16 protein-coding genes are annotated in these 23,664 nt (G+C 70.3%); 11 read left to right on the top strand and 5 right to left on the bottom strand.

Annotated features, from left to right (window positions below; genetic code table 11):
• The first annotated feature begins 14 nt into the window (after positions 1 to 14).
• Both FK529_RS08955 and rpsO read left to right on the top strand, forming a co-directional pair.
• Positions 15 to 977, top strand: coding sequence for a bifunctional riboflavin kinase/FAD synthetase (locus FK529_RS08955; protein ID WP_146560607.1), 963 nt, complete (start codon positions 15 to 17; stop codon positions 975 to 977).
• 89 nt (positions 978 to 1,066) lie between these two features.
• Entirely contained in the window at positions 1,067 to 1,336 is a 270-nt protein-coding gene (gene rpsO, locus FK529_RS08950) for a 30S ribosomal protein S15 (protein ID WP_146560606.1), read from the top strand.
• 242 nt (positions 1,337 to 1,578) lie between these two features.
• Here the strand turns inward: rpsO and lysX are convergent, their stop codons facing one another.
• Complete coding sequence (gene lysX, locus FK529_RS08945; protein WP_146560605.1) at positions 1,579 to 4,947, bottom strand: bifunctional lysylphosphatidylglycerol synthetase/lysine--tRNA ligase LysX; 3,369 nt, start codon at positions 4,945 to 4,947, stop codon at positions 1,579 to 1,581.
• A 331-nt stretch (positions 4,948 to 5,278) separates the two neighbouring features.
• On the opposite strand from lysX, the gene FK529_RS08940 reads away from it, so the two are divergent.
• Positions 5,279 to 7,531: a polyribonucleotide nucleotidyltransferase gene (locus FK529_RS08940; RefSeq protein ID WP_146560604.1), complete on the top strand. Its 2,253-nt coding sequence runs from the start codon at positions 5,279 to 5,281 to the stop codon at positions 7,529 to 7,531.
• A gap of 3 nt (positions 7,532 to 7,534) precedes the next feature.
• Positions 7,535 to 8,866, top strand: a complete 1,332-nt coding sequence (locus FK529_RS08935; protein WP_146560603.1) for a M16 family metallopeptidase — start codon at positions 7,535 to 7,537, stop codon at positions 8,864 to 8,866.
• Positions 8,867 to 8,905: 39 nt separating this feature from the next.
• On the opposite strand, the gene FK529_RS08930 is transcribed toward FK529_RS08935, so the two are convergent.
• Together FK529_RS08930 and FK529_RS08925 are read right to left on the bottom strand one after the other, a co-directional pair.
• Positions 8,906 to 9,910 carry a glycerophosphodiester phosphodiesterase gene (locus FK529_RS08930; protein WP_146560602.1) on the bottom strand — a complete coding sequence of 335 codons (1,005 nt, stop codon included), beginning with the start codon at positions 9,908 to 9,910 and terminating at the stop codon, positions 8,906 to 8,908.
• Between the two features lie 61 nt (positions 9,911 to 9,971).
• On the bottom strand, positions 9,972 to 11,483 hold the full coding sequence (locus FK529_RS08925; protein ID WP_146560601.1) for an amino acid permease: 1,512 nt from the start codon (positions 11,481 to 11,483) through the stop codon (positions 9,972 to 9,974).
• A 142-nt stretch (positions 11,484 to 11,625) separates the two neighbouring features.
• On the opposite strand from FK529_RS08925, the gene FK529_RS08920 reads away from it, so the two are divergent.
• The gene (locus tag FK529_RS08920) at positions 11,626 to 13,506 is read left to right on the top strand and encodes a putative nucleotidyltransferase substrate binding domain-containing protein (protein ID WP_158635081.1); all 1,881 of its coding nucleotides are present in this window, start codon (positions 11,626 to 11,628) and stop codon (positions 13,504 to 13,506) included.
• Between the two features lie 22 nt (positions 13,507 to 13,528).
• On the opposite strand, the gene ald is transcribed toward FK529_RS08920, so the two are convergent.
• A complete protein-coding gene (gene ald / locus FK529_RS08915) occupies positions 13,529 to 14,644 on the bottom strand; it encodes an alanine dehydrogenase (RefSeq protein WP_146560599.1) in 1,116 nt (371 codons plus the stop codon).
• A 100-nt stretch (positions 14,645 to 14,744) separates the two neighbouring features.
• On the opposite strand from ald, the gene FK529_RS08910 reads away from it, so the two are divergent.
• The 6 genes from FK529_RS08910 to FK529_RS08885 all read left to right on the top strand — a co-directional run bounded on the left by FK529_RS08910 (position 14,745) and on the right by FK529_RS08885 (position 23,227).
• On the top strand, positions 14,745 to 15,254 hold the full coding sequence (locus FK529_RS08910; protein WP_146560598.1) for an Lrp/AsnC family transcriptional regulator: 510 nt from the start codon (positions 14,745 to 14,747) through the stop codon (positions 15,252 to 15,254).
• An 18-nt stretch (positions 15,255 to 15,272) separates the two neighbouring features.
• A complete protein-coding gene (locus FK529_RS08905) occupies positions 15,273 to 15,998 on the top strand; it encodes a pirin family protein (protein WP_231703001.1) in 726 nt (241 codons plus the stop codon).
• Between the two features lie 75 nt (positions 15,999 to 16,073).
• Positions 16,074 to 18,755 (top strand): MGH1-like glycoside hydrolase domain-containing protein, encoded by a 2,682-nt coding sequence (locus FK529_RS08900; RefSeq protein WP_146560597.1) that lies wholly within the window; start codon positions 16,074 to 16,076, stop codon positions 18,753 to 18,755.
• Between the two features lie 187 nt (positions 18,756 to 18,942).
• Complete coding sequence (locus FK529_RS08895; protein WP_146560596.1) at positions 18,943 to 20,190, top strand: SidA/IucD/PvdA family monooxygenase; 1,248 nt, start codon at positions 18,943 to 18,945, stop codon at positions 20,188 to 20,190.
• Positions 20,187 to 21,023 (top strand): GNAT family N-acetyltransferase, encoded by an 837-nt coding sequence (locus tag FK529_RS08890; protein ID WP_146560595.1) that lies wholly within the window; start codon positions 20,187 to 20,189, stop codon positions 21,021 to 21,023. Before FK529_RS08895 ends, FK529_RS08890 begins: the two co-directional genes overlap by 4 nt.
• Positions 21,020 to 23,227 carry an MMPL family transporter gene (locus FK529_RS08885; protein ID WP_146560594.1) on the top strand — a complete coding sequence of 736 codons (2,208 nt, stop codon included), beginning with the start codon at positions 21,020 to 21,022 and terminating at the stop codon, positions 23,225 to 23,227. The genes FK529_RS08890 and FK529_RS08885 overlap by 4 nt, the downstream gene beginning before the upstream one ends.
• Here the strand turns inward: FK529_RS08885 and FK529_RS08880 are convergent.
• Complete coding sequence (locus FK529_RS08880; protein WP_146560593.1) at positions 23,141 to 23,632, bottom strand: TspO/MBR family protein; 492 nt, start codon at positions 23,630 to 23,632, stop codon at positions 23,141 to 23,143. The two genes, FK529_RS08885 and FK529_RS08880, sit on opposite strands and share 87 nt — an antisense overlap.
• Positions 23,633 to 23,664 lie beyond the last annotated feature (32 nt).

The following is a 23,664-nucleotide window of genomic DNA, read 5'->3' as shown; positions in this document are numbered from 1 at the left end:
GATAAGGTGAGTGCGTGCTTCGCTGGCGAGGGCTCGATGACGTTCCCGCGGACTGGGGACGCTGTGTCGTAACGATCGGCGTGTTCGACGGTGTACACCGTGGACACGCCCAGTTGATCGCACGGGCGACCGCGGAGGCCCGCCGACGTGGCCTCCCCGCGGTCCTCATGACGTTCGATCCGCATCCCGCGGAGGTGGTGCGGCCCGGATCTCATCCGCCGCAACTGACCACACTGACCCGGCGGGCCGAGCTCGCCGAGGAACTCGGCATCGACGTCTTCTGTGTGATGCCCTTCACCGCCACCGTCATGGCCCAGCCGGCCGAGGACTTCGTGCACTCCGTGTTGGTGGAGCGGCTGCACGCCGCCGCGGTCGTCGTGGGCGACAACTTCACCTTCGGGCACCGGGCGCTCGGCAACGTCGAGATGCTCGGGCGGCTCGGCAACAAGTTCGGCTTCTCGGTGGACCCCGTCCCGCTGCTCACCGAACACTCGGTGACCTATTCCTCGACGTACATCCGCTCCTGCGTGGACGCGGGCGACGTCAAGGCCGCCGCCGAGGCGTTGGGGCGCCCGCACCGCGTCGAGGGTGTCGTCGTCCGCGGTGACGGACGCGGTCGTGAGCTGGGCTTCCCGACGGCGAACGTCGCGCCACCGATGTTCGCGGCGATCCCCGCCGACGGTGTCTACGCCGCGTGGTTCACCGTGCTGGGCGTGGGGCCGGTGGTGGGGCAGGTGACGCCGGGCGAGCGGTACCCGGCCGCCGTCTCCGTCGGCAGCAACCCGACGTTCTCCGGACGAACGCGCACCGTCGAGGCCTTCGTGCTGGACACCTCCGCCGACCTGTACGGCCAGCACGTGGCCGTCGACTTCGTCGACCGGCTGCGCGGCATGGCGCGGTTCGACTCCATCGAGTCCCTGCTCGAGGCGATGGGCGGCGATGTCGACAGGACCCGCGCGATTCTGGGAATAGCCTGATCCCTGGTAACGTGGTCGCTTGTGCCTGCTGCAGTTCGCGGCGGCGGCACGGAATTCTGACGACGCGATACTGGAACAAGGAGCCTCGCATGGCGCTGACCACCGAGCAGAAGAAGAGCATCCTGGCCGAGTACGGCTTGCACGAGACCGACACGGGTTCGCCCGAGGCGCAGGTCGCGATGCTGACCAAGCGCATCACCGACCTGACCGAGCACCTCAAGGAGCACAAGCACGATCACCACAGCCGCCGCGGTCTGCTGCTGCTCGTCGGCCGTCGTCGTCGCCTCCTGAAGTACGTCGCCACGGTCGACATCAACCGCTACCGTGCGCTCATCGAGCGCCTCGGCCTGCGCCGCTAAGAGCCTTCCCCTGAACGGCCCGCTCCCGGATCCCGGGGCGGGCCGTTCGGCGTTTCCGGCTCCGCCGGTCGCGGGGCGTCAGCCGCCGTCGCCTCGCGTGCCGCAAGTGAGCCGTGGATTCACAGCGGTAATGGGACGGACTGCGGCTGATCGGGTGCCGGCTCACCGCCGGCGGGCGAAGGTGCGGCTCCGTACCAGCGCCGCCACCCCGTCCTCGGTCGCGAACGCGTTCACCGGGGGCGTCAGCGCTCCTGGGGCTTGACGAACGGGAAGGCCAGTGTGGAGCGGATGTTCACGCCCGCCAGCAGCATGACGATGCGATCCACGCCGATGCCCAGGCCGCCGGTCGGCGGCATGGCGTAGGAGAGGGCGTCGAGGAAGGACTCGTCCAGCTCCATCGCCTCCGGATCTCCCGCGGCCGCGGCCATGGACTGCGTCGTGAGCCGCTCGCGCTGATCGATCGGGTCGGTGAGCTCGGTGTAGGCGGTGCCGAGCTCGGCGCCGAAGCCGACGAGGTCCCACTGCTCGGTGAGGCGCGGATCGTCGCGGTGCCTGCGTGCCAGCGGGGAGACCTCGATCGGGAAGTCGCAGTAGAACGTCGGGAACTCAGTCTGCTTCTCGACCAGCGCCTCGTACAGCTCCATCACGAGCTTGCCCGCGGTCGCGCCGCGCGGCACGGCCACGTGGTGGCGTGCGCACACGGCGGCCACCTCCTCGAGCGTCGACGTCGAGGTCAACGTCGTCCCCGCCGCATTCGACACCGCGGAGTGCACCGTGACGACGGGCCACTCGGCCGTCAGGTCCACCTCGCGCGTACCCCCGGCACCGTCGGGCCGCACGGCGACGGGCTTCCCGTTCACGGCGATCGCGGCGGCGAGGATCACCTCCCGCGTGAGCGTCCGCATCGTCGTGTAGTCGCCGTACGCCTCGTAGGCCTCGAGCGCGGTGAACTCCGGGTTGTGCGTCGCATCCGCGCCCTCGTTGCGGAAGTTGCGGTTCACCTCGAAGATCCGGCCCATGCCGCCCACCGCCAGCCGCTTGAGGTAGAGCTCCGGGGCGATTCGCAGGTACAGCCCCATGTCGTACGCGTTGATATGGGTGGTGAACGGTCGTGCGGCGGCGCCGCCGTGGACCGACTGCAGCATCGGCGTCTCCACCTCGGTGAATCCGCGGTCCACGAAGACGGCGCGCATCGCCGCGACGGCGCGTGAGCGGCGGTACAGCATGTCGACGGCGGCCTCGTCGGTGATGAGCTCCAGGGGGCGATTACGCGCCCGGGTCTCGTCGCCCAGCCGCGCCCGTGTCTTGGGGACTGGGGAGAGGCACTTGCCGGCCATGGCCCAGGAGGTGAGGAGCACCGACGGCTCGCCCGTGCGGGACCGGATCACTTCGCCGGTCACGGAGACCAGGTCGCCCATGTCGATCGACCTGCGCCACAGCGCCCGCACGTCGTCCGGGGTGCGGCCGTGCTCCGCGATCACCTGCAGCCGGTCGCCGTCCTCGTGGAGGTCCACGAAGGTGACACCACCGTAATCGCGCGCTGCCCGCACCCGCCCCGTCACGGAGACGACGGTGCCGGACGTGCCGCCGGGCTCGAGGCCGGAGGCCGCGGTCCGTGCCGCGGCGAGGTCGGACGTGCGCGGCACCGACGGCGGATAGGCGGGCATCCCCGCTTCCTCGAGCGCCAGCAGCTTGCGCCGCCGCACGCGCTGTTGCTCGGAGAGCCGCACGGGCGGCGCCTCGCGGCGCAGTAGCCGCTCCTCCTCGGCCAGCAGGCGGTCGACGAACTCCCGGTCGCGCGGAACCTCGTCGGGGATCGACGGTCCCGCCAGGAACTTCGGCCCGATCTGCGGCAGGAAGCCCTCCGCGGTGCCGACGGCGATGCCGGCGCGGACGGCGCTGAGCGCCGGGTCGTAGCAGAGGACCCGGGGCACCCAGTCCGGGCGGTACTTGTCGTTGGAGCGATACAGGGACTCGAGCTGATAGAACTTCGAGGCGAAGCTCAGAACCGAGTCGACCATCCGGGTGACGGGCCCCGCGCCCACCCGGTCCGCCTCGGAGAACACCGATCGGAACACCGCGAAGTTCAGGGAGATCCGTCGGATCCCGATCTCTCCGCAGTGCTCGATGAGCTTGGCGACCATGAACTCGTTGAGGCCGTTCTCGGCATCGCGATCGCGGCGCATCAGGTCGAGCGAGAGGCCGCGCGTACCCCACGGCACGAAGCTGAGCAGCCCCCGCACCGCCCCGTCGGCACTGTGCGCGGAGACGAGCACGCAGCGACCGTCCACCGGGTCGCCGATCCGGTTCAGCGCCATCGAGAAACCGCGCTCCGTCTCCTCGCCGCGCCACTCCTCCGCCAACGCGGCCACTTCGGTCAGCTCGGCGGCGGACAGATCGCCGTGCCGCCGCACCTGGAGCGTGTACCCCGCGCCGGCGACCCGGGTCACCGCCTGGCGGACGGCGCGCATCTCGCGGCCTTTGAGGGTGAACGTATCGACGTGGATGATCGCTTCGTCGCCGATCGTCAGGGTGCGCAAGCCGGCGTCCTTGTAGACGGCGGCGCCGTCGGCGCTCGCCGCCAGGACGGCGGGATAGAGGCTGTGCGACCGGCAGTCCTCGATCCATGCCGCTACTGCGGCGGGCCACGAGTCGCGGTGGCCGATGGGATCGGCGCTGGCCATCGACACCGGCCCGACGGCGCGGCAGGTCACCACCGCGCGCCGGTCCGGGGAGGCGATGACCGCCTTGTCGCGGCGGGTGGCGAAGTAGCCCAGGGAATCGTCCTCGCCGTACTCGAGGAGCAGCCGCCGGACCTCCAGCTCCTCCGGCTCGGTCATGAGCTCGTCGCCACGCCCGGCCCGCCAGAACGCCATGAGCGCGAGGATCAGTACGGACGCCGACAGCACGCCCGCGAGGGAGTAGAGCCACATCGGTCCGGAGTGCCCGTTGAGCATCACGTCGATCCGTCGCGGCACGGCCACGCCGAACGTGGATCGCAGGGACCACAGCAGGATCTCGACGGTGCCGTTCAGGCGATTCGAGCCCCGGCCCGGGAAGGTGAACGCGAGGCCGACCACCACGAGGTAGACGGTGACGAAGCCGCCGGCGAGGACGCCGAAGGCGGCGCGCCGGGAACCGCGCGCGAGTCTCGCGGGGTACTGCGGGCGGGCTGCGACGACGAAGGCCAGACACACCGCGCTGATGGCCGCGGTCAGGGCGGCGCCCGGCAGGGAGAAGCGCACGGATACGTACGCCACGATGAAGGACGGCAGGTGGCGTGTATCGCCGGGGTCGAGTTGATCCGTCGCGACGATCACCAGGGTCCCGATGTTCACCAGCACCTGGAGCGACATCATGATCACCGCGACGGTGTGCGCGGCACGGAGGCGTCGTCGCAGGGCGCCGAGGAGGACGGTGAGTGCCGCGACGGCCAGCAGGCTCGGGTGCGAGGGGATCCCGACGATGCCGAGGAGATCCGCTACGAGGGGGAGTACCCGCTCGCTCCGGATGACCACGCTGAGGAGCGAGACGATCCCCGCGGCCGTGATCATGTGCGCGAGCCACGTCGCCGTCAACTCCTGCACGCGCTCCCGGCTGCTCTGCGACACGGAAAATCCTCCTCGGGGCGGTGTGTACGGCGTGTGCGAATCACGCGGAAAAGACTCCCGATGATAGCCTTGTTGCAGGTCCGTCCGATGTCGGTGCCGGTAGAACCGGCTCCCGATTTCTGCGGTGCGCCGTCACGGTGTCATTCCCCGCGGGGTGGTCCTCGGTAGTGGTTGCCGGAAGCGCCGTCGTCACCGACGGGCGGGTCCGGCGGCTTCGATCGATGACCGCGCCCACGTCGCCCCGCCGCCATGTCGAACGACTCCGGCCGCGCGCAGCATGCGCGCCGCCAGGTGGGGACGGACCGCGCGAGGAAAGGTTTTCCCCTACTTCATGTCGGACAACACTCAGGTCGAATTCGACGACGACATCACCGAAGCGGTCGCCGTCATCGACAACGGTTCCTTCGGCACGCGCACCATCCGGTTCGAGACCGGCCGGTTCGCGCAGCAGGCCGCCGGCTCGGTGGCCGCGTACCTCGACGACGAGACGATGCTGCTCTCGGCCACGTCGCACAGCAAGCACCCGAAGGAGCACTTCGACTTCTTCCCGCTGACCGTCGACGTCGAGGAGCGCATGTACGCCGCGGGTCGCATCCCCGGCTCGTTCTTCCGTCGCGAGGGTCGCCCGTCGACCGACGCGATCCTCACCTGCCGCCTGATCGACCGGCCGTTGCGTCCGTCGTTCGTCGACGGGCTCCGCAACGAGATCCAGGTCGTCGTGACCGTCATGTCGCTCGACCCGCAGGATCTGTACGACGTGGTCGCGATCAACGCCGCTTCGGCGTCGACCCAGATCGCGGGCCTGCCCTTCTCGGGCCCCGTCGGCGGCGTGCGCGTCGCGCTCATCGACGGCCAATGGGTCGCCTTCCCGACCGTCGAGCAGCTCGAGCGCGCCGTCTTCGACATGGTCGTCGCCGGCCGCATCGTCTCGGGCTCCGGCAAGGACGCCGACGTCGCGATCATGATGGTCGAGGCCGAGGCCACCGAGAACGTCATCGAGCTCATCGCGGGCGGCGCCACCGCGCCCACCGAGGCCGTCGTGGCCGAGGGCCTCGAGGCCGCCAAGCCCTTCATCGCCGTGCTGTGCGAGGCGCAGAAGCAGCTGGCTGCCGGCGCCGCCAAGCCGACCGGCGAGTTCCCGCTCTTCCCGGCGTACCAGGACGACGTCTTCGCCGCCGTCGAGGCCGCGGGCGCCGCGAAGCTGAGCGACGCGCTGTCGATCGCCGGCAAGCAGGAGCGCGACAACGCCACCGACGTCGTCAAGACAGAGGTGCTCGAGGCCGTGGGCCCGCAGTTCGAGGGCCGCGAGGGCGAGATCGGCGCGGCCTTCCGCTCGCTGACCAAGAAGCTCGTGCGCCAGCGCATCCTCACCGACCATTTCCGCATCGACGGCCGGGGCATCACCGACATCCGCTCGCTCAGCGCCGAGATCGCCGTGATCCCGCGCGCCCACGGCAGCGCGCTGTTCGAGCGCGGTGAGACCCAGATCCTGGGCGTCACCACGCTGGACATGGTGAAGCTGGCGCAGCAGATCGACTCGCTGGGACCCGAGACCAGCAAGCGCTACATGCATCACTACAACTTCCCGCCGTACTCGACCGGTGAGACCGGCCGCGTCGGCTCGCCGAAGCGTCGCGAGATCGGCCACGGCGCGCTCGCCGAGCGTGCCCTCGTGCCGGTGCTGCCCTCGGTGGAGGAGTTCCCCTACGCCATCCGCCAGGTCTCGGAGGCGCTGAGCTCCAACGGCTCCACGTCGATGGGCTCGGTCTGCGCCTCGACGATGTCGCTGCTCAACGCCGGCGTGCCGCTCAAGGCCCCGGTTGCGGGCATCGCCATGGGCCTGGTGTCCGACAAGGTCGACGGCCAGGCCCGCTACGTGGCCCTGACCGACATCCTCGGTGCCGAGGACGCCTTCGGCGACATGGACTTCAAGGTCGCCGGCACGTCCGACTTCGTCACCGCCCTGCAGCTGGACACCAAGCTGGACGGGATCCCGTCGCAGGTGCTGGCCGGCGCGCTGGGCCAGGCGAAGGACGCGCGCACCACGATCCTCGAGGTCATGGCCGAGGCGATCGACGCCCCCGACGAGATGAGCCCGTACGCCCCGCGGATCACCACGATCAAGGTGCCGATCGACAAGATCGGCGAGGTCATCGGCCCCAAGGGCAAGACGATCAACTCCATCACCGAGGAGACCGGCGCGAACATCTCGATCGAGGATGACGGCACCGTCTTCGTCGGTGCCTCCGACGGCCTGTCGGCGCAGGCGGCGATCGATCGCATCAACGCGATCGCGAACCCGCAGCTGCCCAAGGTGGGCGAGCGCTTCCTGGGCACCGTGGTCAAGACCACGGCCTTCGGCGCCTTCGTCTCGCTGGTCCCCGGCCGTGACGGACTGGTCCACATCAGCAAGCTGGGCAACGGCAAGCGGGTGAACAAGGTCGAGGACGTGGTCAACGTCGGCAGCAAGCTGCAGGTCGAGATCGCCGACATCGACGAGCGCGGCAAGATCAGCCTGATCCCCGTTGTTGATGAGAAGGCGGAGGAGTCGGCCGAAGCCGCCGCTCCCACGGGCGAGGAGTAGGAACTGAGCAGCCTGACATCACGGGCTGCGCGGACGGGGGTATCCGGATCGGGTGCCCCCGTTCGTCGTAGCGTTCTGCCCGGCGGCCTGCGGGTGGTCACGGAGACGGTGCCGGGGTCCCGGTCCGCCGCCGTCGGCCTCTGGGTCGCGGTCGGCTCGCGCGACGAGCACCCTGCCTCCGCCGGCTCCGCGCACTTCCTGGAGCACCTGCTGTTCAAGGCGACGCCGCACCGCGACGCCGCGTCCCTGGCCGCCGAGGTGGACGCCGTGGGCGGCGAGATCAACGCCTTCACCTCGAAGGAGCACACCTGCTACTACGCGCACGTGCTCGACACCGACCTCGAGCTCGCGGTGGACGTGGTGACCGACGTCGTCCTCGGCGGCCTGTGCCGCCCCGCGGACGTCGACGTGGAGCGCGAGGTGGTGCTCGAGGAGCTCGCCATGCGCGACGACGACTCCGAGGACCTGGTCAACGAGGCGGCGACCGCAGCCCTGTTCGGCGATCACCCGCTGGCCCGGCCCGTGCTGGGCACCGAGGAGTCGGTGTCGGCGATGACCGCTGCGCGGCTGCGTGGCTTCCACCGTCGGCGCTACACGCCCGAGCGGATGGTGCTTTCGGTCGCGGGCAACGTCACGCATGCGCAGGTGGTCAAGCTGGCGCGGAGGGCCTTCGCGGGCCGGCTCGACGGTGCCGCCGACTCCGCCCCGGTGCGCACGGGTGTCCGCCGCCGACCGGGCGTGCCGACGCTCGAGGTGGTGAACCGCGACGGGGAGCAGTCGCACCTCGTCGCGGGCACGCGGGCCTACGGCCGGTTCCACCCGGACCGGTGGGCGCTGTCGGTGCTCAACACCGCGATCGGCGGCGGCCTGAGTTCGCGCTTGTTCCAGGAGATTCGGGAGCAGCGCGGTCTCGCCTACACGGTGTACTCGGCCGTCGACACGTACGCCGACACCGGGCTGTTCTCCGTGTACGCGGGGTGCTCTCCGGACCGCCTGGGCGAGGTGGCGACGGTCGCGCGGAAGGTCCTCGAGGACGTCCGCGACGACGGCCTCACCGCCGAGGAGCTGGCCCGGGCCAAGGGCTCGCTCCGCGGCGGGCTCGTGCTGGGGCTGGAGGACGCACAGTCCCGCATGCACCGCATCGGCCGCAGCGAGATCAACTACCAGAACCAGCGCACCGTCGCGCGGACGCTGGCGGCGATCGACAAGGTCTCGGCGGCGGACGTGAACCGCGTCGCGCGGGACCTGCTCTCGCAGCGCTTCGGCGGTGCCGTCCTCGGCCCGCACCGCGGGAAGCGCGGGGTCCCATCGCCCGTCCGGAACTGGCTGGGCTGAGAGAGCCCCGCGCGGCGGGACTGACGCCGCCCGCCGGGGCTACTTCGCGAACGCCCGGGGGAGCGGCTTACCCTCCGCGGCGAGCACGCCGCGCAGGCGCGTGGGGTAGTCGGTGATGATGCCGTCGACGCCGAGGGCGAGCTGGGCCCGCATGTCCTTCTCCTCGTTGACCGTCCACGGGATGATCTTCAGGCCCGCGGCGTGCGCGGCGGCGACGGTCTTGGCGTCCGACAGCTCGTAGTCGGGGGAGAGCACGTCGAAGCCCGCCGACTTCACCGCCCGCACCACGTCGCCGCCGGACTGCTCGTAGCTGACCGGGCCGAGCCAGGCCGAGCCCTTCTTCCACGTCGTCGCGTCGTAGAGCGCGACCAGCGGCACCGACGGCGCCTGCGCGCGCACCAGCGGCAGCGATCGCCAGTCGAAGCTCTGGACCGTGATCCGGTCGAGTACGCCCGCGCGCCGGGCCGCGCCGAGGATCTGCGCGACGAAGGCGGCCGGCTCCGCCGACTTCGAGCGCTCCTCGGCCTCGATCTTGGTCTCGATGTTGAACCGAACGGTGTTGCCCTTGTACTGCGCGGCCAGGTCGAAGAGCTGCGGCAGCGTGGCGATCCGATTCCCTTCGACGACCTTCGCCGCGGGGAAGTTCGCCAGCTTCTTCGCGCAGACCACTGTCTGCACCTGCGCGTAGGTGAGATCGTGGATCGTCTTGCCCACGTACGGGAATTGCGGGTCACCGGGCTTCGCGGGTGCCGTGTCGGTGCACTTGTCCGCCTGCACCGTCGGATCGTGCCAGACGAGGGGGACCTGGTCCTTGGTGAGCACGATGTCCAGCTCCAGAGTGGTCACCCCGAGCTCGAGCGACCGCGCGAAACCGTACAGCGATTCCTCGGTGTGCTCGCCCCGCCCGCCGCGGTGCGACTGCAGGTCGAAGGAGCCCGACGGTGCCGCCCAGACCGGGGCGGCGAGCGCCCCGCCGCCCAGCGCGACGGTGACGGCGGCCGCGAGGGCGGCGGCGCGGGACAGGATGCGGGAGCGGGTGGTCATGGCGGCAACGTAATCGCACACGATGAATCGCGGGTGAACGACGCGGAAGCTCCGGGCGGGACTACTTCTTGGGCGCGTCCTTGAGTGACCAGGTCGGCGCGAGATCGCCGCCCGTGTGCTCGAGCACCTTCGGCTTCACGGCGATCCAGCCGATCGCCAGGATCGCGACGAAGGCGGGGATGCCCAGGACGACGACGATGAGGTTCGTCTTGTCCCAGAAGCCACCGTCGGACTTGTAGCCCGAGTACGCCATACCGACGAGGACGAGCACCAGGAAGACCAGCCCGACGTAGCTCATGAACGGCGCCAGCGGGGCGCGGAACGGGCTCTTGGCCACCACGCCCGCGTCGGAGAGCTTCCGGTAGCGAATGTGGCACAGGAAGATCAGGCTCCACACGCCGACCACCGCGATGGCCGACGCCTCCAGTGCGATGTCGAATGCGTGGCCCGGGACGAGCGCGTTGAGGACGGCGCCGAGCACGTAGAAGATCGAGGTCACGACGATGCCGGTGGCGGGAACGCCCGACTTGCTCATCTTCATGAACATGCTGGGGGCCTCGCGGCTGGCGGCGAGGCTGCGCAGCATGCGGCCGGTGGTGTAGAGGCCGGCGTTGAGCGAGCTCATGGCGGCGACGATGAGCACACCGTTGATGAGGGCGGCCATCCAGCTGATGCCCATGCGCTCGAAGACGGTCACGAAGGGCGACTCGAGATCGCCCTCGGCGTTGCGGGTGCCGTACTGGCTGGTCGGCAGGATGCACACGAGCAGGAAGATCGAGCCGCAGTAGAAGACCGCGATCCGAAGGATCACCGAGTTGACGGCCTTGGGCACCTCGCGCTGCGGGTTCTGCATCTCGCCCGCGGCGATGCCGACCATCTCGATCGCGGCGTAGGCGAAGACGACGCCGGACATCACCACGATCGGCGCTATCCATCCGAAGGTGTCGCTGTGCGGCCAGAATCCGCCCGGATTCGACCAGAGGTTGGAGATGCCGGCCTTGTGTGCCTGATCGCCCTCTCCCACGGTGATCTGGCCGACCACGATGACGAGGCCGACGACGAGAAAGACGACGATCGCGGCGACCTTGAGCACCGATGCCCAGAACTCGAACTCGCCGAAGGCCCGGGCCGACAACAGGTTGATCACCAGGACCACCGCGAGCGCGATGATCACCGAGATCCAGTTCGGCAGTTCCCACCACTTCCTGATGTACACCGCCACGGCCGAGAGCTCGGCCACGCCGGTGAGCGCCCAGAAGATCCAGTACAGCCACCCCGCGGCGTACGCCGCCGCCTCGCCGAAGAACTCACGGGCGTAGGAGACGAAGGCGCCCGAGCTCTGGCGGTACAACACCAGCTCGCCGAGAGCCCGCATCAGGAAGAAGGCGATCACGCCCACGAAGGCGTAGCTGAACAGCAGGGCCGGGCCCGTGCTGTTGAGGCGGCTGGCGGAGCCGAGGAACAGGCCCGTGCCGATGGCGCCGCCGATGGCGATCATCTGCACGTGTCGCCGACCGAGGGTCTGCTTGTAGCCCTCCTGCTCGGCCGCGAACTTATCGACGGAACGCGTCATGGATGAGTCTTTCTCCTCGACGTATCGGTGCGCATGGGGTTGTGCGCTCGATGGGAATGTAGACCTCGCAACGCTTCCGCGGACGCGTTACCGAGAGATGACTTCGGTATGTCGTTCGATCTCGGCGTGTAAACATAGGTCCATGACCGACTTCTCGGACCTCGGGGAGCTGTTCGCGTTCCTCTCCGGGCACACTCCGTTCGACGGGCTGCCCGACGACGTTCGCGCACGTCTGGCCGCTGAATCGTCGATCAGCGAATTCCCCGAGGGCGCGACGATTCTCGACGGTTTGTCCGCTTCGCCCGATCACGCCTTCGTGGTCCTCGCGGGCCGGGTCGGAGTCTGGAACTTTCCGGCAACCTCGCTGACAGAGGTGAGCGACGTCGACGAGGTGGTCGGCCCCGGTGGCGTTTTCGGCTACGTAGTGATCCTGGTGGGAGCCAAGGGCGGGCCGCGCGCGGTCGCGCTCTCCGACGTCGTCCTGCTCCGACTGCCCGCCTGGGCGGTGGCCGACATGTTCTCCACGCCGGCCGGTGCGGCCTTCCTCGCCACTGAACTCGCCAGGCCCACTGCCCCGGTCGCCGCGGACGAGGCCCGCGAGCGGACGGCGGGGGAGATCGTGCGGCGCCCACCGGTCGTCTGCCCGCCGACTGTCAGCGTGCAGGAGGCCGCCACCGCGATGACCGCGGCCAAGTCCGGGTACATCGTGGTGGAGAACGCAGCCCGGGAGCCCCTCGGCATCGTCACAGACCACGACCTGCGCGCCCGCGTGATCTCCGTGGGGCGCCCCGTGACCGACCCCGTGACTGCAGTGATGACGGCGCCATTGGCGGCCGTCCCGGAGTCCGCGCTCTCCTCCGACGTGCTCATCGAGATGCTCGACCGGAAGCTGCATTACATGGCGGTGCTCGACGAGCAGGCCGCGGTGCGCGGAGTAGTGCAAGACGTGGACTTCTTGACGGTGCCCACCACCTCGACGTTCGCGCTGCAGCGCCGGATCGAGCGCGCCGAGGCGGCGGAGCTGCCCGAGATCGGCGCGACGATCCGGAAGATCTTCCCCGTGCTCTGGGGCCAGCAGGCACCGGTCCGGCACATCTCCGGCGTCGCCGCGGTCGCGATCGAGGCGATGGTGCGCCGCTGCATCGAGCTCGAGCTGCCGGTGCACCCCGAGCTGAAGACGAGCGATTTCACCTGGCTCTCGCTGGGCAGCGTCTCGCGTCGCGAGGTCGTGCCCAGCTCGGACGTCGACAGCGCGATCATCCTCAAGGACCTCCCCGGTGAGTCCGCCGTGGAGATCGAGGTGCGACGGTCCGCCGCCCTCGCCCTGGCCGCAGCCGTGCACGCGCGGCTCGAGGAGTGCGGAATCCCGTCGGACACCAACGGGGCCGTCGCCGCGCAGGCCCGCTTCTGCCGGACCGAGTCGGAATGGCTGTTCGCCGCCGGCGAATGGATCGATGCGCCGCTGTCGAACAACGCGATGATGATGGCGTCGCTGCTGGTGGACGGGCGGCCCGTCTGGGGCGATCTGACCCTGCAGCCCGTGGCCGGTGTCTACCAGCACCTTTCGGAACATCCCCGTGCCTTCATGCTGATGCTCCGCGAGGCCCTGACGGCGAAGGCTCGGCTGCGGTCCGTCCGCGACGTGATCTCGCTGCGCGGCGGCACCTTCGATATCAAGACGCACGCGTTGGTGCCGGTGGTGAACATCGCCCGGTGGGCGGCGCTGAGTCGAGGCTCGACGAAGCTGCAAACCCGCAACCGGCTGGCGGCGGGCGCCGATTCGCCGGTGCTGCCCGACGACTCCGCGGAGGTGCTGCGCGAGGCCTTCTCGATTCTCGAGCGGCTGCGGATGGAGCACCAGGTGCAGCAGATGGCGGAGGGTCGTACACCGGGCGACGTCCTGTCCATCCGGCGTCTGCCCTCTCTGGACCGCGGACTCCTCGAGCATTGTGTGCGCGAGGTGGCCGCGGTGCAGCGTCGCATGGCGAACCTCGCACAGTACTTCGACGCCGGCGAATGGTGAACCGTCGCCGGTGAGGCCGGCCTCAGGCGAGAACGGTCTCGGGCGCCGTCGATGCGATGTCCAGAGCCGCTCCGACCTCCGCGTTGAGGAGCGCCCCGTCGTGCGTGGACAGGCCCGCGGCGAGCGCCGGGTCCGCGGCGCACGCCGTCTTCCATCCCTGGTCCGCGATGCGCAGTACGTAGGGCAGGGTGGCTCCGGTGAGCGCGAACGTGGACGTGCGGGGCACCGCGCCCGGCATGTTGGCGACGCAGTAGAAGACGGTCTCGCCCACGGTGAAGGTCGGGTCGTCGTGCGTGGTGGGGCGCGAGTCGGCGAAGCAGCCGCCCTGATCGATCGCGATGTCGACGAGCACGGCGCCGGGGCGCATGCGGTGCACCAGCTCGGTGGAGACGAGCTTCGGCGCGGCGGCGCCGGGGATCAGGACGGCGCCGATCACCAGATCCGACGCGACGACGGCCTCCTCGAGTGCGAGCGACGTCGAGTAGCTGGTGTGCACGCGGCCGCCGAACTGGGCGTCGACGGCGCGCAGCTTGCGAACGTCCAGATCGAAGACCGTCACGTCGGCGCCCATGCCCGCCGCGATCTGGGCGGCGTTGACACCGGCGACGCCGCCGCCGATCACGGTGACCGTCGCGGGCGCGGTGCCGGGGACACCGCCCATGAGGACGCCCCGGCCCCCCTCCGAGCGCATCAGGTGGTAGCTGCCGACCTGCGGCGCGAGCCGGCCCGCGACCTCGGACATCGGGGCGAGCAGGGGGAGCGAGCCGTCGGGCAGCTGGACCGTCTCGTAGGCGATCGACGTGGTCTTCGAGGACAGGAGAGCGTCGGTGCACGGGCGCGAGGCCGCCAGGTGCAGGTAGGTGAAGATCGTCTGATCGGCGCGCATCCGCGCGTACTCGGGGGCGATCGGCTCCTTGACCTTGAGCAGGAGGTCGGCCTCGCCCCAGACATCGTCGGCCGTGGGGACGATCCGCGCCCCTGCCGCGACGAAGTCCTCGTTGGGGATCGCCGAGCCGAGGCCCGCGCCGTCCTCGATCAGGACGTCGTGGCCGCGGCGGGCGAGCTCGGCGACACCGCCGGGCGTGATCGCGACGCGGTACTCGTTGTTCTTGATCTCGGTGGGGATTCCGACGCGCATCGTGTGCTCCTGTCAGGCGATAGGTGGCTTATGTCACATAGTCTGAAGAAACACCGAGGAGCTAGCAAGGCAGCGGAAGATAATTCCGGAAGGTCGGAAGATGAGTGAAGGATATTCCCCCAGGGCGGCGAATCGCGCGCCGTCCTCGAACGATCGTCGAGCACTGCTCGACGATGCCGATCGGCGGATCCTGCTGGTGTTGCAGCGCGACGGCCGGGTCTCCAACGCCGCGCTCGCCGAGGAGGTCGGCCTCGCCCCGTCCACCGTGCACGCTCGGGTGCGGCGCCTCTCCGACGCGGGCGTCATCCGCGGCTTCTACGCCGACGTCGATCCCGCGGCCGTGGGTCGCCCGCTGCGCGCGATGATCGCGGTGACCCTGCGCTCGACCGCCCGGAACCGGATCCGGGAGTTCGTGGAGTCCGTGATCGATCTCCCGCCCGTGATCGACGCCTACTTCCTCGCCGGCGGCGACGACTACCTGCTGCACATCGCCGCCGTCGACACCGATGACCTGCGCCGCCTGGTCGAGTACCTCAGCGCCCGCGAAGAGGTCGCCGGCACCAACACTTCGCTGGTCTTCGAGCACGTCCGCGGTTCGGCACCGCTGTAGGCGGCCTAGGGTGGCGGGGTGAGCGCGAGCAGGATCGTCCCGGCCGCCGATCGCACGCATTGGCGCGGCGACGGCCTGTACACGCGGCAATCGATGCCGTTCACCGGCAAGTTCGACCTGGCGGCGAATGCTCATGGTCAGTTGCTCGTGCACAACGACGACCTCGTCGACCCCGGTTCGGGCGTCGACCGGCACTTCCACCGCGACGCGGAGATCGTCACCTGGGTGGTCACGGGCGAGGTGCACCACGACGACGACTCCGGTGCTGCGGGGGTGGTCCGCGCTGGCCAGGTGCAGGCGATGAGCGCGGGGACCGGAGTGAACCACCGCGAGCAGAATCCGCGCTCCACCGGGGTCGTGGCTCGGGTGATCCAGATGTGGCTGCCGCCCGATGCGCCCGGCGGTCAGCCGGAGTACCGCACCGCCGACGTCCCGCTCGCCGGGCGTGGCCTGGTCCTTGTGGCCTCCGGTATCGCGGGGCACTCACCGGCGGTGTCGATCGGCAACGACGCCGCGGCCCTGTACGCGGCCCGGCTGGCGGCGGGGGAATCCGTCGCGCTGCCGCCCGCGCCCTACGGGCATCTCTTCGTGGTGTCGGGTGCCGTCGACGTCGGCGACGACCGACTCGCGGAGGGCGACGCACTGCGCACCGTCGGTTCGGGGGAACTGCCCCTGCGCGCCGTGCAGGACGAAACCGAGATCCTGTTCTGGGAGATGCGCGCGCAGGCGGCGTCGGCGCTGTGACCGTTCACCGGACCCGTTCGGCTTCGACGCGGTCCACCTCCTGCGGCACGGTGCCCGGTGTAGGACGATTCTCTTGTGCAGAACACCGAGTCCACGGCCGAACACCGCCGCCTGGCCGAGAGCCCGGGCCCCGACGGGCCGTGGCGCCTGTGGGGCCCGTACCTCGCGGGGCGCCAATGGGGCACCGTGCGGGAGGACTACAGCAGTAGCGGCGACGCCTGGGGGAGCTTCGGCTTCGACCAGGCGCACCGCCGCGCCTACCGGTGGGGCGAGGACGGGCTCGGCGGCATCTGCGATCGCTACGGCTTCCTCAACCTGGCCGTCGGCCTGTGGAACCACAACGACCCGATCCTCAAGGAGCGCCTGTTCGGCCTCACCAACGCGCAGGGCAACCACGGCGAGGACGTCAAGGAGTACTGGTGGCCCATCGACGGGACGCCGACGCACAGCTGGATGCACTGGATGTACCGGTACCCGCAGGCCGAGTACCCGTATCAGCAGCTGCGCGACGGCAACGCCGCTCGTGGCCGCACCGAGCGGGAGTACGAGCTCGCCGACACGGGGGTGCTCGCGGACAATCGCTTCTTCGACGTGCACGTGCGCTACGCCAAGGCCGCGCCCGACGACATCTGCGTGGAGATCGAGGCCGTCAACCACGGCCCGTCGCCCGCGCCGCTGGACCTCGTGCCCCAGCTGTGGCTGCGCAACACCTGGGCGTGGGGCCACGACGAGCGCCGCGGCGAGATCACCCGCGTGTCGGCGCCGCAGGCGGGCGGGCTCGTGGCCGCCCACGTGACGCACCAGTGGCTCGGCGACTACCACCTCGCGGCGGAGGGCGGACCGCAGTTGCTGTTCTGCGACAACGAGACCGACGCGGTCGAGCTCTTCGGCGTCGCGGCCAACGCATCGCCCTACCCGAAGGACGCGATCACCAAGCGGGTGGTGCAGGGCGACGAGTCGGCGGTCAATCCGGAGCAGCGCGGCACGAAGGCGGCGTTCTGGTACCGCTTCGCCTCCGTTCCCGCGGGGGAGAGCGTGACCGTGCGGCTGCGGCTCTCGCGGCCCGCGCCCTCGCTGGACACCTTCGGCCCCGGCTTCGCCGCCGTCTTCGCCGATCGCCGTGAGGAGGCGGACGAGTTCTACGGGGCCGTGATCGATGAGGACGTGCAGGGCGAGGACCGCGTCGTCGCGCGCCGCGCCTATGCGGGCATGCTGTGGAACAAACAGCTCTACCGCTATGACGTGGAGTCCTGGCTGGAGGGCGATCCGGCGGTGGACCCGTCGCCGCGCGAGCGTGCCGACCAGGGGCGCCGGAACACCACGTGGAAGCACTTCTCCCTGGCCGACGTGATCTCCATGCCCGACGAGTGGGAGTACCCCTGGTTCGCCGCGTGGGATCTGGCCTTCCACTGCATTCCGCTGGCACACGTGGACCCGGAGTTCGCCAAGGAGCAACTTGTCCTGATGTGCCGCGAGTGGGCCATGCACCCGAACGGCCAACTGCCGGCGTACGAGTGGGAGTTCGGCGATGTCAACCCGCCCGTGCACGCATGGGCCGCCTGGCACGTCTACCGCATCGACGGCTGGCGCGACCAGGACTTCCTCGTGCGGGTGTTCACCAAATTGCTGCTCAACTTCTCCTGGTGGGTCAACCGTAAGGGGTCCGACGACGCCGGTGTCTTCGAGGGCGGCTTCCTCGGCATGGACAACATCGGCTTCTTCAACCGCTCCGCACCCCTGCCGCCCGGCTATCGGCTCGAGCAGTCCGACGCCACCAGCTGGATGGCCTTCTACTGCCAGCAGATGTTCAAGATCGCCATCGAGCTCTCCCGGCACGACCCGGTGTGGCAGGACTGCGCGACCAAGTTCCTCGAGCACTTCCTGCAGATCTCCAAGGCCACCTACAACTTCGGCTCGCACAGCCTCTCGCTGTGGGACGAGGAGGACGGCTTCTTCTACGACGTCCTCGTCCGGCCCGATGGCAGCGCGCTGCCGATGCGGGTGCGCTCGATGGTCGGCCTGCTTCCGGTGCTGGGCGCCACCGAGGTCCCGGCGTGGGTGGCGCAGGAGTGCCCCGACGTCACGGCGCGCCTGAACTGGCTGCGCTCGCGGCGCCCCGAGCTCGTGGAGCCGGTGCTCTCGGGCGTTGCGGCCGACGGGGCCGGTGACGGCCGGATGCTGCTCTCGCTGGTCGGCCCCGACCGGTTGCGCAGGGTGCTCGAGCGCATGTTCGACTCGGCGGAATTCCTGGCGCCCTATGGGATCCGGTCGTTGTCGAAGGCGGAGCAGCATGTGACCGAGGACGTCGACGGGAACACCGTCTCCATTCAATACGAGCCCGGTGAGTCGACCACGGGCATGTTCGGCGGCAATTCGAACTGGCGCGGGCCCGTCTGGTTCCCGGTGAACGTCCTGCTCGCCGACAAGCTACGGACCTACGGCAGACACTTCGGCGACGACTTCACCATCGCCATCCCCACCGGTTCGGACAACCTGTGCACACTGGAGGAGGCGGCCGACGTCATCGACGAGGGGCTCGTCGGCCTCTTCCGGCCCGTAGCGCGAGCCGACGGTGGCGGCGCCCGCCGCCCAGCCGATGCCGGGCGGATCGAGGGAAGTGACAACCCGCTGTGGGCCCAGCATCCCACGTTCTACGAGTACTTCGACGGCGACACCGGCGAGGGGCTCGGCGCGACTCATCAAACCGGCTGGACGGGCCTCGTCGCGCACCTGCACAATCCACGGCACCGGCGGTAGCCGCCAACCGTCCCGCGAGTCGGAGGCCCGCGAAGTCGGTGTAGTGCGCGGCCCGAACGATCTGTCCTCAAGTACGGTGTACAGGATCTTTCCAGGGATACGATCCGTCGAGGCGGATGCCCCAGCCACCGCCCCGGCTCCTTGGGAAGGGTGTGATCGTACGACGAACGCCAGAGACGACCACGACGTGGTCGACGTACTCGGCGTCGGATTCGGGCCCGCCAATCTGGCGCTGGCGATCGCCTTGGCGGAGTCGCCCGGCCGGATCGGCTCCGTGCGGTTCTTGGAACGCCGCGAGTCCTTCGCGTGGCACCCGGGAATGCTGCTCCCGGGCACGTCGATGCAGATCAGCTTCCTCAAAGACCTGGTGACGCTGCGCAATCAGGCCAGCCCGTTCTCCTTCGTCGCGTATCTCGGCGCGCGGGGCCGACTCGTCGACTTCGTGAACCGCGGCGTCCTCACCCCCGAGCGCGCGGAATTCGCCGACTACCTGGCCTGGGCGGCAACGCCCTTCGCCGATCAGGTGCGGTACGGCCGTACGGTGACCGGGCTGCGCCGCTGTTCGGACGGTCCGCGGTTCGCCGTCACCCACCGTGGCGCCGGCGGCGACGAGCAGGTGACCCGCGCCCGGTCCGTGATCGTGGCGCCCGGCCTGCGGCCCGTCCTGCCCGCGTGGGCGACCGGACTCGACCCGCGCCGCGTCTTCCACAACATCGACCTCGTTCCGCGGCTCGGCGCGCTGGAGCGTGACCTGCCTTCCGGGGTCGCGGATGCGCGCTTCCTGGTGGTGGGGGGTGGCCAGTCCGCTGCCGAGGTGGCGCTGCACCTGCACGACACCGGCGCCCGCGTCGACCTCGTCTTCCACGGCTTCGGCATGGCGGACGTCGACGAGAGCCCGTTCGTCAACCAAGTCTTCGACCCGGACGTGGTCGACGAGTTCGCCACCGCGACGCCGGAGGTGCGTGACGCGCTCCTGCACCGTCATGGCAACACCAACTACGCGGCGGTGGAACACGGACTGACTCGAGAGCTGTACGACCGGTGGTATCGCCAGAAGGTGATCGGCTCAGGTCGGTTGGGAGTGCACCGCACCAGCGATGTCGTCTCCGCGGCGGTGGCGGCGGGCGGTGGGGTCGAGACGATCGTGCGACGCCTCACCACCGGTGAGACGACGGCGATGACCGTCGACGCCGTGGTCTGCGCGACGGGGTTCCACCCCGGCGGGCTCACCGGGTTCGAGGGCGTCGCCCCGCCGGACGCCGACGTGCACATCGCCCGCTCGCACCGCGCCGTGATCGACGGGGCGGAGGTCCCCGGCCTGTTCGTGCAGGGTGCCGACCTCCCTGGACACGGGCTCGGGACCACGCTGTTGTCCAACGTCGCCGTCCGCGCGGGCGAGATCGCCCGCGCACTGGAACACGAGGAGTCGCCATGACCACGCGCACACCGGCGGGAACCGTGCTCTTCGCCGCGACGGACCGCACCCCGTACACGGTGTTCGTCGCGGAGGATCCGCGTGATATCGAACGCGCGCAAGCCCTGCGGTACGAAGCCTTCTCCACCGAGCTCGGCGCGCCGCTCCCGGGGGCGGTGATCAGCGAGCGTCTCGGCCGGCCCATCGACGTGGACCGGTTCGACGATCACAGCGCCCACATCCTCGTCCGGCACGACCCGACCGACGAGATCGTGGGCTGCTACCGCGTCATACTTCCTGCACCCCGCGGACAGCGGGAGGTGTTCACGACCAGCATGTTCCGCCTCAGCCCCGCGTTCGACGCGATGGCGGACGGGGTCGCCGAGTGGGGCCGGGCGACGATCGCCACGGCGTACCGGGGCGGCGTCGTGTCGGTCCTCTTGCGGATCGCCCTGCTGCTCTTCTACGAACGCTCCGGATTCCGGTACGCGATGGGCTGCATGTCCGTCCGCATGGAGGACGGTGTGCACCCCCGGGCCGCTCTCGTGCGCGCCGCCCTGGGCTTCCTGACCGACAACGAGGCACTCGCGAGCGGTGAGGTCCGGGTCGATCCGATCCGCCCGGTCTCCGTCGACGGAGTGCCGATCGAGGATCTGCCGCGGCCCGACGGCGCGGACGAGGAGCTGGTGCCGCCGACGATCCGGCTGGCCACCCGGTACGGCGGCGTGATCTGCGGTATGCCCTCGTACGATCCCGATTTCGAGATGGCCGACTTCCTCGTGCTGTTCGACGCGGAGCGGATGCGCCGGGCCGGCACGCTCCAGGAGATCCGCTCGTTCCTCGCGGCACTGTGATCACCCGCCTCACCCGCGCCGTCGCCGCGCGACCCCGCACCGTGCTCGCGGCGTCGCTACTCCTGCTCGTGGTGCTGGGGTGGCTCGGAGCGGGCGTCGGCGACGCGCTACGCAGCGGCGGCAGCACCGACCCGGCCGCCGAATCCGCGCGGGCGCAGCAGAGCCTGGAGGACGACTTCCGGCGCGGCGGCTCCTCGCTCGTCCTCACGGTGCGCGCGCAGAACCCCGAGGCGGCGTCCGCCGCCGCCGAGTACGGACGTGCGGTCACGGATGGCCTCCGGCGCACGCCGACGGTGCAATCCGCCGTTTCGCCCTGGTCCGACCCCGCGGCCGCCGCGCGCCTGACCTCGGCGGACGGCCGCACAGGGCTCGTCGTGGCGAGCCTGATCGGGGGTACGGGGGAGGCTCCAGACCACGCCCGCGCGATCGTGGACGGAATGCCGAGCCCGCCCGACGGGGTGCGTGTCGAGGCGGGCGGCGAGTCGATGACCTACCTGCAGATCAACGAGCAGTCGGGCGAGGACCTGGTCCGCGCGGAACTGATCGCCCTGCCGCTCACCTTCCTGGTGCTCGTGTGGGCCTTCGGCGGGCTCGTCGCCGCCGCGGTGCCCGTCGTCGTGGGGATCGCCGCCATCATCGCGACCTCGGGGTTGCTCCGGCTCGTGGCCGAGGCCACCGACGTCTCGGTGTTCGCGCTCAACCTCATCACAGCGATGAGCCTGGCTCTCGCCATCGATTACACCCTGCTGGTGGTGAGCCGGTACCGGGAGGAGGTGCCGGGCCGCGGCCGGGAAGAGGCCCTCGTCACTGCGATGGCGACCGCCGGGCGCACCGTGCTGTTCTCCGCCGTGACGGTGGGGCTCAGTCTGGCGTCGATGGTGCTGTTCCCGATGTACTTCCTGCGTTCCTTCGCCTACGCGGGCCTGGTGGTCGTCGCCTTCACGGCCTTCGCCACGCTGGTGGTGACGCCCGCGATCCTGACCCTGCTGGGCAATCGGATCGACCGGCTCCGCGTGGGCCGCGGCCCCCGTCCCACGGACGAGTCCCGGTGGTACCGGGCGGTGCGCGCCGTGCAGCGCCGTGCGGTCCTGCTCGGTCTCGCCGTCGTGGTGCTGCTGCTCGCGCTCGGTGCGCCCTTCTTCGGCGCCAAGCTGGGCTACCCCGACGACCGAGCGCTGCCGACCGCGGCGTCGTCGCACGTGGTCGGCGACGAGCTGCGTGAAGGATTCCGGCCGAATCCGGCCGCCGACGTGCTGATTCTGCTGCCCGAGGGCGCACCGTCGGGCACCGAGGACTACGCCCGAGACCTGTCGCGGACCGCGGGCACCGGGCCGGTCACCGGACCCGACGGGACGTGGCTGCGCGGCACCCGCGTCGCCGACGGCGATCCGACGGCACGGTCGGGGTTCGCACGCCTGGTGACGGTGGCGAGCGAGCACGACCCGCGGTCGGAGGAGGGTCGCGCCCAATTGGACGCGCTGCGGGCGGTGCCGGCGCCGGCCCCGACGCTGTTCGCCGGTGCGGCGCAGGCGGACCGGGACGCCGTGGACTCGATCCTCGGGGCGGTGCCGCGGGTGCTCGCGGCGATCGCGGTGACCACCTTCCTGCTGCTGTTCCTGCTCACGGGGAGCGTGCTGCTGCCGCTGAAAGCCCTGGTGCTCAATGTGCTCTCGTTGACGGCGACCTTCGGAGCGATGGTCTGGATCTTCCAGGAGGGGAACCTCGGCGGGCTCGGGACGACGGTCACCGGGTACCTCATCGCGGACATGCCCGTGCTGATGTTCTGCATCGCCTTCGGCTTGTCGATGGACTACGAGGTGTTCCTGCTCTCCCGGATCCGCGAGGAGTGGAAGCGCCTGCCCGGCCGGGACCGCGCCGCCAACGACGAGGCCGTGGCCCGCGGCATCGCGAGCACGGCGCGGGTGGTCACGGCCGCCGCGCTGCTCATGGCCGTGGTCTTCGCGGCGATCGGCTTCTCCGAGGTCTCGTTCATGCGGATGCTCGGGGTGGGGCTCGCCATCGCCGTGCTGCTCGACGCGACCCTGGTGCGGCTCGTGCTGCTGCCCGCGTTCATGCGGATCGCGGGCACGGCCAACTGGTGGCCGCGCGGGCATGTTTCAGGAGTTGAGGGACCAGACCGCGTAGTTGAGCGCGGTGGCGAACAGGATCCAGCCGAGGTAGGGGAGCAACAACACCGCGGCTGAGCGGCGGACCCGCCAGAACAGCACGATCGTCACCACGACGAGGACGTCGAGGAGCAGGATCACGGCGAGGGCCACGCCGCGCAGCTCCAGACCGAAGAACAGCGGCGACCAGGACAGGTTCACCAGCAACTGCAGCGCGTACACCTGGATAGCGCGGTTTCGCGGTGACGGATCGACTCGCCACACCAGCCACGCCGCGACGGCCATGAGCAGGTACAGCGCGCTCCACGCGGGGCCGAAGAGCCAGCTCGGCGGTGCCCACGAGGGCTGGGCGAGCTGCGCGTAGTCCGCTGCCGCGTCCGCCGAGGCGAGCCCGCCCAGCAGCGCCACCACCGCGACCGCGGCGAGCGAGACGAGCAGGGCGAGAGGGTGGAAGGACGGGCGGGAAACGGGCGAACCGGCCATGCGAAGAGCTTAGAGGTTGCGACGGCTCGGCC

The organism is Tsukamurella asaccharolytica, from assembly GCF_007858435.1.
Taxonomy (GTDB): Bacteria; Actinomycetota; Actinomycetes; order Mycobacteriales; family Mycobacteriaceae; genus Tsukamurella; species Tsukamurella asaccharolytica.
This window is presented reverse-complemented; position numbering and strand designations above follow the sequence as displayed.

Excerpts from the sequence above, each read along its gene's own strand:
- FK529_RS08910 (WP_146560598.1), top strand. The coding sequence starts at position 14,745 with ATGAGTGAAGGATATTCCCCCAGGGCGGCGAATCGCGCGCCGTCCTCG.
- FK529_RS08880 (WP_146560593.1), bottom strand. The coding sequence starts at position 23,632 with ATGGCCGGTTCGCCCGTTTCCCGCCCGTCCTTCCACCCTCTCGCCCTG.
- ald (WP_146560599.1), bottom strand. The coding sequence starts at position 14,644 with ATGCGCGTCGGAATCCCCACCGAGATCAAGAACAACGAGTACCGCGTC.
- FK529_RS08940 (WP_146560604.1), top strand. The coding sequence starts at position 5,279 with ATGTCGGACAACACTCAGGTCGAATTCGACGACGACATCACCGAAGCG.
- FK529_RS08930 (WP_146560602.1), bottom strand. The coding sequence starts at position 9,910 with ATGACCACCCGCTCCCGCATCCTGTCCCGCGCCGCCGCCCTCGCGGCC.
- FK529_RS08890 (WP_146560595.1), top strand. The coding sequence starts at position 20,187 with ATGACCACGCGCACACCGGCGGGAACCGTGCTCTTCGCCGCGACGGAC.
- FK529_RS08925 (WP_146560601.1), bottom strand. The coding sequence starts at position 11,483 with ATGACGCGTTCCGTCGATAAGTTCGCGGCCGAGCAGGAGGGCTACAAG.
- FK529_RS08920 (WP_158635081.1), top strand. The coding sequence starts at position 11,626 with ATGACCGACTTCTCGGACCTCGGGGAGCTGTTCGCGTTCCTCTCCGGG.
- rpsO (WP_146560606.1), top strand. The coding sequence starts at position 1,067 with ATGGCGCTGACCACCGAGCAGAAGAAGAGCATCCTGGCCGAGTACGGC.